Genomic DNA, 12,061 nt, shown 5'->3' with positions numbered 1-12,061 from the left:
CGCGATGGCGATCTGACAGCCATCGCCAGCAGTCTGACCTTACCCTTGCTGTTCCTGTTCCCTCTCAGCTTGAGTCGAGCGCCTTCTGCCCCTTCGTTTTCAATTCACTCACAATCACCGCCGCCACAATCAGCGCGGCCCCGACCATCGCAATCGGCGGGAAGCGCTCCCCGGCAATCCGCCCAACTACACCGGCCCACACCGGCTCACCGGCATAGATCAAGGTGGCACGTGTCGGTGAAACACTCTGCTGCGCCCAGTTCATCGCGACCTGGATCACCGCACTGGTCAAGCCCAGGCCCACTGCGCTGAACAGCAGAAGCCAGGAGAAACCCGGCAAGGCTTCACCCATCGGCACCACCATCAGGAACGACAGCAACGACGCCGTGGCCAGTTGCACCACGGTCACCCGGCGCACATCCACCTGCCCGGCAAACGCGCTGATCAGGATGATCTCGGCAGCCACCGCCACCGCACAGATCAGCGTGGCGATTTCGCCGGGGCTGAAGTTCAGCGATGCGCCGGCCGGGCCAGTGAGCAGCATCAACCCGGTAAACGCCAGCATGATGCCGATGGCCGGCATCAGCCCTGGGCGACGGCCCAGCACCAGCCACTGCAACAGCGGAACACAGGGCACATACAGCGCCGTGATAAACGCCGATTGGCTGCTCGGAATCGTCTGCAGGCCGATGGTCTGCATGCCGTAGCCGAACATGATCGAGGTGCCGATGAAAGCGCCCGCCTTCAATTCAAACAGGGTCAGGTCGCGCAGGGTACGCAAGGAAAAGAACCCAACCACAATCGCCGCCGCCGCAAACCGCAGGCCCACGAAAAACATCGGCCCACTGACGGTCAGCGCATGTTGCACCAGCAAAAAGGTGCCGCCCCAAATCATGGTGATCACCACCAGGATGCATTCGGCTTTGCTGAAACGGTTGAAACGTGAGGGCGTGTTCGTGGCTGTCATGGCGGCTCGGTCTTGCAAGGGAAAGGCACGGACCGCACAATGCGCCGCATGCTGGGCAGTATACTGCGCACACCTACCTCATGAGCAATATAGTGCACAAAGAAAATCCACAACGGGCATCGGTCCTGCAACACGTCAGCCAGAACGTCCGTCGTCTGCGGCATGCTGCCGACATGAGCCAGACCGCGCTATCGGAAAAGTCCGGGGTCAGTCGGCGCATGCTGGTGGCCATCGAAGCCGGGGAGAAGAACGTCAGCCTGTCGACCCTGGACCGCGTGGCCGAGGCATTGGACGTGGCCTTCAGCGACCTGATCCAGGCCCCCGATGCGCTCGACCATAGCCGCATCAACGAGCTGGCTTGGGCCGGTGACATCCCCGGCAGTAAAGCCGTGTTGCTGGCCAAGGCCACCGCTCGACGCGAAGTGGAATTGTGGGAGATGCGCCTGGAGCCGGGTGACCGCTACAGCCCGGAACCCGACCCGGACGGCTGGAGCGTGCAGCTGTTTGTGTTCGAAGGCCGCCTGACCCTGATCCTTGATGACGAAGAAAAACACGTCGCCGCCGGTGAGTTTTATATGTTCGCCAGTCGCCAGGCCCATGCCTATCGCAATGAGGGTGAGGTGGCGGTGCGCTTTGTGCGCAATGTGGTGATCTAACTGTTTACCCGGCAACAGTGGATGGACACTTTGCTGCTTTGAAGCGCGCCAAATAGCCTTATTTATTCAGCAACCTGCTGATTTTATTGGCGATTAAATTCAGGCACGACTCCTGCAAACACTCCAGTATCCCCTCGGAGCCTGGAGTCGGCCCATGTCAGCCCACCCTCAACACCCTGCCCATATCATCCGCTCGGATGCCGAAGCCATTGAGGTCGCCACGCGCTTGGCCGCCCGCTTCGCCATCGACGCCAGCGTGCGCGACCGCGAGCGGCGCCTGCCCGTGGACGAACTCGAGGCGTTCTCTGCCAGCGGCCTGTGGGGCATCACCATTCCCAAGGCCTACGGCGGCGCCGAGGTGTCCTATGTGACGGTGGCAGAGGTGATCAAATTGATCTCCGCCGCCGATCCCTCACTGGGGCAAATCCCGCAAAACCACCTTGGCGTCGTCGACATCCTGCTGCAAACCGCCAGCGAGGAACAAAAGCTGCACTACTTCGGCAAGGTCTTGGCGGGTTACCGCTTCGGCAATGCCTTCTCCGAAGCCAAGAGCAAAAACGCCGGCACTTTCGATACCCAGATTCGTTTTGACGGCGACACCGCACAAATCAACGGCGAGAAGTTCTACTGCACCGGCGCGTTGTTCGCGCATATCGTGCCCACCGTCGGCAATAACGAAAACGATCAGGCTTTTATTGCCTTCGTCGAGCGTGATGCGCCAGGCCTCACTGTGATTGATAGCTGGGATGGCTTCGGCCAGCGCACCACCGCCAGCGGTGGCGTGACCCTCGACGGCGTGACCGTGCCCCGCACGGCGGTGATTCCGGCCCACCTGGCCTTTGACCAACCCACCGCCAATGGCCCGATTTCGCAGATTATCCAGGCGGCGGTCGACACCGGCATCGCCCTTGGCGCGCTGGAGCAGGCAAAAATCTACGCGCGTCAGGCCCGCCCATGGATCGACAGCCAGCAGGAACACGGCTGGCAAGACCCGTTCACCATCGCCGCTATCGGCGATCTGCAATGGCGTGTGCACGGCACCGAAGCCATCCTCGCCAAGGCCGGCAAGGCGGTCGACCTCGCCTTGGCCGAACCGAATGAAGACACGGTGGCTCACGCTTCGCTGGTCGTTGCCCAGGCCAAAGTCTTGTCGGCCGAAACTGCCTTGCTCGCCAGCAGCAAGCTCTTCGAACTGGCCGGCACGCGCTCGGTGACCGGCAAGCACAACCTCGACCGCTTCTGGCGCAACGCGCGCACCCACACCCTGCACGACCCGGCCCGCTGGAAATACCACCTGATCGGCAACTTCGTGCTCAACGGCGTGAAGCCCGCGCGCCACGCCTGGAACTGAGGAGCCTGCCCCATGACTGCACTGAATCAAGCTCGCCAACTGCTGGAAGACACTCGCCGCACGGTTGAGAAAAGCGACGACCCCATGTCTCGCCGCACGGTTGAGAAAAGCGACGACCCCTACGTGATCAGCCGTTTCGGCGATTGGCAGATCCGCGTCGATGTGGCCGCCGCCTTGCTGGAGCGCGCCGACACTCACCCAAGCCCCGTCGCCTCTACCGAAGCGCAAATCGCTGCCGCCGAAGCGCTGATCTTCGCCAGCAACACCGAATTCGAACTCACCGGCCAACGCACCGCGCTGCCGCCCAGCCTTGATGATCCGTTGCGCTGGAAATACCAGATTGTCGGCAACTACCACCTCAACGGAGTGCTTTGATGTCCCGTGAAATCCGCTTGAATGCCTTCGACATGAACTGCGTCGGCCACCAGTCTCCGGGCCTGTGGGCGCACCCGCGTGACCGTTCGTGGCAGTACAAAGACCTCGAATACTGGACCGACCTGGCGAAAATCCTCGAGCGCGGCAAGTTCGACGGCCTGTTTATCGCCGACGTGCTGGGCATCTATGACGTGTACAACGGCAACGGTGACGCGGCGATTCGCCAGGCCGCGCAGGTGCCGGTCAACGATCCGTTGTCATTGATCGCGCCGATGGCGTTGGTCACCGAACACCTGGGGTTCGGCCTGACCGCCTCGTTGTCGTTCGAGCATCCGTATCCGTTCGCCCGCAGGCTTTCAACCCTCGACCACCTGACCAAGGCCGCGTCGGCTGGAACATCGTCACCTCGTATCTGGAAAGCGGCGCGAAGAACCTCGGCCAGAAAGCCCAAACCGAACACGACGCGCGCTACGACTACGCTGAGGAATACTTGGAGGTTTGCTACAAGCTCTGGGAAGGCAGCTGGGAAGAGGGCGCGGTAGTGCGTGATCGCGAACGCCGAATTTTCAGCGACCCGAGCAAAATCCACGAGATCCGCCATGTCGGCAAACACTTCCAGGTGCCCGGCATTCATTTGTGCGAACCCTCGCCACAGCGCACGCCGGTGCTCTACCAGGCGGGAGCGTCCAACCGTGGCAAGCAGTTTGCCGCCGAGCAAGCCGAGTGCGTGTTCGTCGCTGCGCCGTCCAAGGTGCTGCTGAAAAAGACCGTGGCCGATATCCGCCGCCGCGCGGCCGACGCTGGGCGTGACCCGAAGAAAATCCTCATCTTCAACTTGCAGACCGTGATCGTCGGCGAGACCGACGCGAAGGCCAAGGCCAAGTTTGAGGAATACAAATCCTACGTCAGCTATGAAGGCGCGATGGCGTTGATCTCCGGCTGGACCGGGATCGACTTCAGCCAGTTCAAACCGGATGAGCCGCTCAAGCACGTGCACACCAACGCCATTCAATCGGCAGTGGAAGCCTTCTCTACGGCCGACCCAAACAAGGTCTGGACGCCGAACGAGCTGGCCGACTGGGTCGGCATCGGCGGCTTTGGCCCACTGTTTGTCGGCGGCCCTGAGACGGTAGCGGACCAGCTGCAGGAATGGGTCGAAGAGACCGACGTGGACGGCTTCAACCTGGCCTATGCACTGACCCACGAAACCTTCATCGACGCCGTCGACCTGCTGGTGCCGGAGCTGCAAAAGCGCGGTGTGTACAAGACCGAAAACGCCCCGGGCACCTTGCGCGAGAAGCTGTTCGGCGACGGCGCGCGGCTGGGGGCGAACCACCCGGGCGCCGGTTATCGCGACCTCAAGGCCACCACCCTCTAACTGAAACACCTCGCTCAATGTGGGGCGGACGCTCAAGGCCACCACCCTCTAACTGAAACACCTCGCTCAATGTGGGAGCAGGCAAGCCAGCTCCCACAGTTGATCGGTATTGATCCAAATAACTCAGCCAGCGGACCACCGCACGCTTAACCACCCAATAGGAGCATTACCCCTATGAGCGTGCACGAACTCAAACGTCCGCTGGCCCTGGAATGGCCCGCCGAGCTGCTTGGCAATCTGCCCAAGGCCCTGGAACAACTGCACCACTGGGCGCAGATCACCCCGCTGCACACCGCCTTGCGCCATAAGCGCCAGGGCCAGTGGTACGCCTGGCGCTGGATCGACACCTTGCGCGATGTCGAGCGCCTGGCAGATGGCTTGCGTCAGCAGGGCTTCAACGAGCAATCGCGGTTGGCCCTCAGCGGCGCTTTCGAGCCGAACCTGTTGCTGTTGGCCTTGGCCGCTCAGTCCATCGGCGGGCAGGTACTGACCCTGGCCGATAACCTTGAGCCCGAGGTGCTGTACCAACAGCTGTGGCGCATTCCCCCCACCCATTCTTATGCGCAAGGCCGCCAGCAGGTGCGGCACTGGCAGTCCGCCAACCCGGTGGATTTCGCCCAACTGCTCGGCCCCGTAGACCCGGCGCAGCACCTGCATCGCTGGTGGCAACCCAGCGCTGAAACCGCGTTGTGGAGCGAGGAGGGCACCCATTGGCAAGGCGGGTTGGCGGTGGTGCTGGAACAGTGGCTGAACAGCGGCCACGGCCTGGCCTTTCCCGAAAGCTCTGGCTCGGCCCGGCGTGATCGCAGTGAAGTTGCACCGACGGGCTTGCTGCTGTCGCCCGAGCGTTTGCAGCACCTGGCCGACGACATCGAAAGCCGCCTCGCACCCCACGGCACGTGGCGCCGACGCCTGTGCGACTGGGCCATCGCCCACCCGCAAAGCGGCCTGCGCCAGTTGTTGAAAAACCGCGTGCGCAGGCTGCTCGGCTTTCAGCGTCTGTCGTATATCTGGCAACCGCTCAAATCCAAGGCCGAGCCGGTGTGGCTGGCTGAATTAAAACGGGACATCGCATGAGCCAGGCCATTCTCCAGGTGCGAGATATTTCGCTGTCGTTCAAAGGCGTCAAGGCCATCAATGCGTTGTCGTTTGACGTGCAGCGCGGCGAAATCTGCGCGTTGATCGGGCCAAATGGTGCGGGCAAGAGCTCGTTACTCAATGTGCTCAACGGCGTGTATCGCTTTGATGCCGGCGAGATCGTGTTTGAGCAACACCACTTCCACCGCATCGACCCGTTGGGCGCCGCGCGCCGAGGCATCGGCCGCACGTTCCAGAACAACGCGCTGTTCAAGAAGATGAGCGTGCTCGACAACATCCTCACCGGCCTGTCGCGGCATATGCGCAGCACCTTTATCGAACAGGCCCTAGGCTTGCCCCGCGCCCGGCGTGAGGCTGGAGCTTTCCGCCTGCGCGCCCAAGGCATCCTCGAATTCCTCGAGCTGCAAGCCCATCGCGACGTGCTGGTGGGCAACCTGTCCTACGGCCTGCAAAAGCGTGTGGAGCTGGGCCGGGCGTTGATCGCAGGCCCCAGCCTGTTGCTGCTCGACGAGCCCATGGCCGGGATGAATGCCGAGGAAAAGCAGGAAATGGCGCGCTTCGTCGCCGACGTGAACCGCGACCTCGGCACCACCGTGGTGTTGATCGAACACGACATGGGCGTGGTCATGAGCCTGTCCGACCACGTGGTGGTGCTCGATTACGGGCGCAAGGTCGGCGATGGCACGCCGGCCGAGGTACAGGCCAACCCCGAGGTGATCGCAGCCTACCTGGGCGTGGTGCACTGATGACCTTCTTCTTTGAAACCCTGCTCGGCGGCCTGCTCGCCGGCACCCTGTACTCGCTGGTCGCCATCGGCTTCGTGCTGATCTACAAGGCCAGCGGCGTGTTCAACTTCGCCCAGGGCTCGATGCTGCTGTTCGCCGCGCTGACCTTTGTCAGCCTGCATGACCAAGGCGTGCCGTTCGCCCTGGCGCTGCTGCTGACGGTGATCGTGATGATCGTCGGCGCCTTGCTCATCGAACGGCTGGTGTTGCGCCCGCTGGTCAACCGTTCGCAGATCACCCTGTTCATGGCTACCTTGGGCCTGTCGTTCATTATCGAAGGCCTGGCCCAAGGCTTGATGGGCTCGCAGGTGCGCGCGCTGGATTTGGGCATCGACGACGTGCCGCTGTTTGTCGGGCCGCTGATGCTCAGCCAGTTCGACCTGATCGCCACAGCGGCTGCGGTGGTGCTGGTCACGGTGTTGGCGCTGCTGTTCAACAAGACCCGCATCGGCGTGTCGTTGCGCGCGGTGGCGGATGACACCACGGCGGCGCTGTCCATCGGCATCAACCTCAACCGCATCTGGCAGATCGTCTGGGCCGTGGCCGGTGTGGTCGGGCTGGTGGCGGGGCTGTTGTGGGGCGCGCGCCAGGGTGTGCAGTTTTCGCTGTCGCTGGTGGTGCTCAAGGCCTTGCCGGTATTGATCATCGGCGGCTTTACCTCGATTGGTGGGGCGATTGTCGGCGGGCTGATTGTCGGCGCGGCGGAGAACCTCGCCGAGGTGTATATCGGCCCGTTGATCGGCGGCGGTATCACGCCGTGGTTCGCTTACGTATTGGCCCTGGCCTTCCTGTATATCCGTCCCGCCGGCCTGTTCGGCGAGCGCGCCATCGAGCGAGTCTGAAACCATGTCGATTCCCGTTGCTCAAGAAACCGCGCCGTTAGTGTTGATCCAGCGGCGCGTGCCGTGGGGCCTGCTTGGCCTGTTGGCGCTGGCTTTTATCGTGGTGCCGCTGTGGGGCAATGACTATTGGCTCAACGCGATCCTGATCCCGTTCCTAGTGCTGTCCCTGGCTGGGTTGGGCCTTAACCTGTTGACCGGCTACACCGGGCAAACCTCGGTGGGCGCGGCGGGTTTCATGGCCGTCGGCGCGTTTGCCACCTACGGCTTTCTGTTGCGTCTGCCGGAGTTGGGTTTGCCGGTGGCGCTGCTCGGTGGGGGCATTATCAGCGCACTGGTGGGGCTGTTGTTCGGTTTGCCCAGCTCGCGAATCAAGGGTTTCTACCTGATGGTCACCACGTTGGCGGCGCAATTCTTCCTGGAGTGGCTGTTCGTCAAATTTCCCTGGTTCTACAACTACGGCTCCTCGGGGACCATTTCCGCGCCAAAACTGGCGCTGTTCGGGCATGACCTCAACACGCCGTTGGGGCGCTACTTGCTGACCCTGATCACGGTGCTGTTGTTGACCTGGACCGCCGTGAATCTGGTGCGCAGCCAGGTCGGGCGCAACTGGATGGCGATCCGCGACATGGACACCGCCGCCGCCGTGGTCGGCATCCCAGTGGTGCGCTACAAGCGCCTGGCGTTCGCTGTCAGCTCGTTCTATTTAGGCATTGCCGGCGCGCTGTGGGCCTTCGCCTACCTGGGCACGGCCAGCGCCAGCAGCTTTGATATCAACCGCTCGTTCCAGATCCTGTTCATCATCATTATCGGCGGCATGGGCAGCATCGCCGGCAACTTTGTCGGCGCGGCCTTCATCAGTTTGCTGCCGATTTTTCTCAGCCATGCAGGCCAGGCGTTGCTCGGTGGCTCGGTGGATGCGGGGCAGTTGCAGAACCTGCAGAAAATCATCTTTGGCGTGCTGATCATCGTGTTCCTGATCAAGGAACCCGAGGGGTTGATTCGCCTGTTGCACAACCTGCGTGACCGTCTGCGGCAGTGGCCGCTGCGCTTCTAACATTCCCTCAAGAGAATCCAACATGCGTGCAACCTTGAAACGTTCCCTGGTCGGCGCCGCCTTCGCGCTGGCCGCATTGGCGGGCGCTGTGCCTCAGGCGATGGCCTCGCCCGACCAGCAATTCATTCCCCTGGCCACCTACCGTGTGGGCGCGTACGCGTCCAGCGGCGTGCAGGTGTGGGCCGGGATGATCGACTACCTGCGTTACATCAACGAGGTCGAAGGCGGCATCAATGGGGTGAAACTGGTGTGGCAGGAGTGCGAGACCGAGTGGACGGCGGAGAAGGGCATCGAGTGCTACGAGCGCTTCAAGAATGGCCTGGATGGCGCACCGGTCGCGGTGTATCAACCCAATGGCGCCCCGGCGGCGTACGCGCTGAGTGAGCGTGCCGAGGTGGACAAGATCCCGCTGATCACCCTCGGTTACGGCCGCACCGAGGCCACCGACGGCACGGTGTTCCCGTATAACTTTCCGGTGATGCTGACCTTCTACAGCGAAGCCTCGACCTTGGTGAACTACATCGCCCAGCGCGAAGGTGGCTTCGACAAACTCAAGGGCAAGAAGATCGCCACGGTTTATCACGACTCGGCCTATGGTCGCGAAACCCTCGGCCCGCTGAAGTTGCTGGCGGAGAAATACGGCTTTGAAAATATCCAGATTCCAGTGGCCGACCCGGGCAACGAGCAGTCGGCGCAATGGCGTCAGGTGCGCCAGGCGAATCCGGACTGGGTGTTCCTGCGCACCTGGGGCGTATCCACGCCCGTGGCGGTGAAAACCGCCGCACGCTTTGGCTTCCCGGTCGACCATATCATCGGCGATATCTGGGCCAGCTCCAGCGAAGACGTACTGCCCGCCGGCGCTTCCGCCAAAGGTTATCTGGCGCTGACGCCTTACCCGGCAGGCAGCGATTTTGAGATCCACAAACGCCTCAAGCAATACATCCTCGACAAGGGCCACAGCGACCTCAAGGACCTGAAAAACTTCGGCAGCGTCTACTACAACTCAGGCCTGGTGAATGCCGCCGTGGCCGTGGAAGCGATCCGCACCGGCCAGGCCAAATTCGGCAAGCGCCCACTCAACGGCGAAGAAGGCCGCTGGGGCCTGGAACACTTGAACATCGACGACGCTCGATTGAAGGGCATGGGTTACCTGGGCCTGATGCAGAACCTCAAGCTGTCGTGCCGCGACCATGAAGGCGGCGGCTCGGCGCGGGTGCAGCAGTGGGACGGCGCCAACTGGACGCTGATCAGCGACTGGATCGCCGCCGACCGCGCGCTATTGCGCCCGCTGATCGATGAGAAGTCCGCCGCGTTTGCGAAGGAAAAAGGCCTGACGCCACGCACCTGCACCGGGGATGAATAAACCATGAGCCAGCTCGCCGCTGAACCTGCGCAGCCGTCGCTGCTGACGGTCAATGATATTGAAGTCATCTACGACGGCGCGATCCTGGCGGTGGCCGGGGTGTCCTTGAGCGTGCCCAAGGGCGCCATCGTCGCCTTGCTCGGCGCCAATGGCGCGGGCAAGAGCACCACGCTCAAGGCAATCTCGGGGTTGGTGCGGGCCGAACGCGCCGAGGTCAGCCGGGGCGTGATCGAGTATGCGGGCCGCGACCTGGCTGGCATCGACCCCAGCCAGCGCGTGCGCCAGGGCATGGTCCACGTGCTGGAAGGCCGGCATGTCTTCGGCCAACTGAGCGTGGAAGACAACCTGCGCAGTGGCGGCTTTGTGCAGCGCCTGAGTCGCAAGGACCTGGAGCACGACCTGGAACGCATCTACTCCTGGTTCCCGCGGCTCAAGACCAAACGCCAGACCCGCGCCGGGCTGACCTCCGGCGGCGAGCAGCAGATGGTCGCCATCGGCCGCGCGTTGATGACCCGCCCTACGTTGGTGCTGCTCGACGAGCCCTCCATGGGGTTGGCGCCGATAATCGTGCAGGAGATTTTCGAGATCATCGCGCAGCTCAACCGCGAGCAGCAGGTGAGCTTCCTGATCGCCGAGCAGAACATCAACGTCGCGCTTAGCTATGCGTCCCAGGGTTACGTGCTGGATACTGGGCGCGTGGTCTTGAGCGGCAGCGCCGCTGAGTTGCTGGCACGCGGCGATTTGCATGATATTTATCTGGGTAAACAGTAAGGGCGAACGTGCATGACTGAATCCATCCGCGACGCTGATGTGTTGATCATCGGCGGCGGCCTGAGCGGCACGCTGCTCGCCGTGCAACTGCTGCGCCTGCCCGGGCAGCGTCGCATCCTGGTGATTGAGCCCCGCGCCGAACTGGGCCGTGGCGAGGCCTACAGTGCGGTCGAGCTGGGCCACACCTTGAACGGCAATGCCGCGCGCATGAGTGTCGACCCGGACAATGCCGATGACCTGACCCAGTGGCTCACTGACTACATCGGCGCCGGCGGTTGGCCGGAATCGGATCAGCAGCACGTACCGATCAGCGAACTGTTCCCGCCGCGCGGGATTTTTGGGCTGTACGCGCAGCAGCGGCTGGCCGAAGCCCGGGCGCTGTCAGCCTCCACTGTCGAGCATGTGTGTGGCGAAGGGGTCGACCTGCAAGTGGATGAGACGTCCACCGTGCTCACGCTCGATAACGGCCAGCAACTGCGCGGCGCCTATGCGGTATTGGCCACCGGCATGTTCCCGGCGGCACGTACGCCGCAGACTGAGTCCAGCGGATTGAACGCTGCGGCGGTGGACCCGTGGGATGTGCAGGCGATGACCCAGATCGACCCGCAATCGGCGGTGTTGATCATCGGTTCCGGGCTGACCATGGTGGACGCCGTGGTGTCGCTGGAGCAGGCGGGCCATCGTGGGCCGATCGAGGTGTTCTCGCGCCATGGTCTGCTGCCCCATGTACGCCGCCAGCCCCCGAGCTGGGAAGATTTTCTGGCTGCCGACCATAGTCTGCGCAGCCCGAGGCAACTGCTGCGCGAGGTACGCCGCCAGTGCCGGATTGCGCAGGCCCAGGGCATCGATTGGCAGGCGCCGCTGGACACCGTGCGTGCGCATATCGGCCGTTTGTGGAGCCAGGCCAGCGAAGGCGAGAAACGTCAGTTCGTGCGCCATGTACGGCCGTGGTGGGAAAGCCATCACCACCGTTCACCGCCATTGAGCGCGCAGCTGGTGGCGCGCTTGCAGGGGGAAGGGCGGTTGCGGATTCAGGCGGCGTCGTTCAAGGGCTTGGTGGGTTCGCCGGATGGCGTAACCATCCATTTACGGCGTCGGGGTGAACAGGTTGTGACCGAGGTGTCAGGGGCGGCGTTGATCAACTCCAGCGGCATTGAATACGACTGGCGTCGCGTGGCCCGGGCATTGCCGCAGCAATTGCTAAAGCGCGGGTTGATCCAGCCTGGGCCGCTGGCGTTGGGGGTTGCGGCGGATGTGTCGGGGGCGGTGGTGGATGCTGAAGGCAATGTCAGCGGGCGCCTGTTCGCCATGGGGCCGCCGTTGCGGGGGATGTGGTGGGAGAGCACGGCGGTGACCGACGTGGCGATTCAGGCTAAGGCATTGGCTGCCAAACTCACTTCAATCTAAATGTGGGAGCAGGC

The 12,061-nt window shown here is 62.9% G+C and carries 10 protein-coding genes and 2 pseudogenes; 11 read left to right on the top strand and 1 reads right to left on the bottom strand.

The annotated features are described in order from the left end of the window. Positions 1-39: 39 nt before the first annotated feature. Positions 40-967 (bottom strand): annotated as a pseudogene (locus GJU48_RS14405) (DMT family transporter). A 92-nt stretch (positions 968-1,059) separates the two neighbouring features. Between GJU48_RS14405 and GJU48_RS14400 the strand changes: the two are divergent. The 11 genes and pseudogenes from GJU48_RS14400 to GJU48_RS14350 all read left to right on the top strand — a co-directional run bounded on the left by GJU48_RS14400 (position 1,060) and on the right by GJU48_RS14350 (position 12,047). Beyond that, a complete protein-coding gene (locus tag GJU48_RS14400) occupies positions 1,060-1,623 on the top strand; it encodes a helix-turn-helix domain-containing protein (RefSeq protein WP_094953129.1) in 564 nt (187 codons plus the stop codon). Positions 1,624-1,777: 154 nt separating this feature from the next. Then, on the top strand, positions 1,778-2,974 hold the full coding sequence (locus tag GJU48_RS14395) for an SfnB family sulfur acquisition oxidoreductase (RefSeq protein ID WP_094953128.1): 1,197 nt from the start codon (positions 1,778-1,780) through the stop codon (positions 2,972-2,974). A 12-nt stretch (positions 2,975-2,986) separates the two neighbouring features. Further along, positions 2,987-3,349: an acyl-CoA dehydrogenase gene (locus GJU48_RS14390; RefSeq protein ID WP_155296025.1), complete on the top strand. Its 363-nt coding sequence runs from the start codon at positions 2,987-2,989 to the stop codon at positions 3,347-3,349. Then, a pseudogene (locus GJU48_RS14385) lies at positions 3,349-4,727 on the top strand (LLM class flavin-dependent oxidoreductase). Before GJU48_RS14390 ends, GJU48_RS14385 begins: the two are co-directional and overlap by 1 nt. Positions 4,728-4,901: 174 nt before the next feature. Further along, the gene (locus GJU48_RS14380) at positions 4,902-5,804 is read left to right on the top strand and encodes an acyl-CoA synthetase family protein (RefSeq protein ID WP_094953125.1); all 903 of its coding nucleotides are present in this window, start codon (positions 4,902-4,904) and stop codon (positions 5,802-5,804) included. Continuing rightward, positions 5,801-6,571 (top strand): ABC transporter ATP-binding protein, encoded by a 771-nt coding sequence (locus GJU48_RS14375; RefSeq protein WP_094953123.1) that lies wholly within the window; start codon positions 5,801-5,803, stop codon positions 6,569-6,571. Before GJU48_RS14380 ends, GJU48_RS14375 begins: the two co-directional genes overlap by 4 nt. Beyond that, the gene (locus GJU48_RS14370; protein WP_094953122.1) at positions 6,571-7,452 is read left to right on the top strand and encodes a branched-chain amino acid ABC transporter permease; all 882 of its coding nucleotides are present in this window, start codon (positions 6,571-6,573) and stop codon (positions 7,450-7,452) included. Before GJU48_RS14375 ends, GJU48_RS14370 begins: the two co-directional genes overlap by 1 nt. Before the next feature lie 4 nt (positions 7,453-7,456). After that, entirely contained in the window at positions 7,457-8,506 is a 1,050-nt protein-coding gene (locus GJU48_RS14365; protein WP_094953120.1) for a branched-chain amino acid ABC transporter permease, read from the top strand. Positions 8,507-8,528: 22 nt separating this feature from the next. Further along, positions 8,529-9,869: an ABC transporter substrate-binding protein gene (locus GJU48_RS14360; protein ID WP_094953118.1), complete on the top strand. Its 1,341-nt coding sequence runs from the start codon at positions 8,529-8,531 to the stop codon at positions 9,867-9,869. Positions 9,870-9,872: 3 nt separating this feature from the next. After that, the gene (locus GJU48_RS14355) at positions 9,873-10,640 is read left to right on the top strand and encodes an ABC transporter ATP-binding protein (RefSeq protein WP_094953116.1); all 768 of its coding nucleotides are present in this window, start codon (positions 9,873-9,875) and stop codon (positions 10,638-10,640) included. Positions 10,641-10,652: 12 nt separating this feature from the next. Next, complete coding sequence (locus GJU48_RS14350) at positions 10,653-12,047, top strand: FAD/NAD(P)-binding protein (RefSeq protein WP_094953114.1); 1,395 nt, start codon at positions 10,653-10,655, stop codon at positions 12,045-12,047. Positions 12,048-12,061 lie beyond the last annotated feature (14 nt).

The sequence above is a fragment of the Pseudomonas sp. IB20 genome, from assembly GCF_009707325.1.
Taxonomy (GTDB): domain Bacteria; phylum Pseudomonadota; class Gammaproteobacteria; order Pseudomonadales; family Pseudomonadaceae; genus Aquipseudomonas.
This window is presented reverse-complemented; position numbering and strand designations above follow the sequence as displayed.

Coding starts and splice junctions, on each gene's coding strand:
- GJU48_RS14355 (WP_094953116.1), top strand. CDS start 9,873: ATGAGCCAGCTCGCCGCTGAACCTGCGCAGCCGTCGCTGCTGACGGTC.
- GJU48_RS14365 (WP_094953120.1), top strand. CDS start 7,457: ATGTCGATTCCCGTTGCTCAAGAAACCGCGCCGTTAGTGTTGATCCAG.
- GJU48_RS14390 (WP_155296025.1), top strand. CDS start 2,987: ATGACTGCACTGAATCAAGCTCGCCAACTGCTGGAAGACACTCGCCGC.
- GJU48_RS14370 (WP_094953122.1), top strand. CDS start 6,571: ATGACCTTCTTCTTTGAAACCCTGCTCGGCGGCCTGCTCGCCGGCACC.
- GJU48_RS14375 (WP_094953123.1), top strand. CDS start 5,801: ATGAGCCAGGCCATTCTCCAGGTGCGAGATATTTCGCTGTCGTTCAAA.
- GJU48_RS14380 (WP_094953125.1), top strand. CDS start 4,902: ATGAGCGTGCACGAACTCAAACGTCCGCTGGCCCTGGAATGGCCCGCC.
- GJU48_RS14350 (WP_094953114.1), top strand. CDS start 10,653: ATGACTGAATCCATCCGCGACGCTGATGTGTTGATCATCGGCGGCGGC.
- GJU48_RS14395 (WP_094953128.1), top strand. CDS start 1,778: ATGTCAGCCCACCCTCAACACCCTGCCCATATCATCCGCTCGGATGCC.
- GJU48_RS14360 (WP_094953118.1), top strand. CDS start 8,529: ATGCGTGCAACCTTGAAACGTTCCCTGGTCGGCGCCGCCTTCGCGCTG.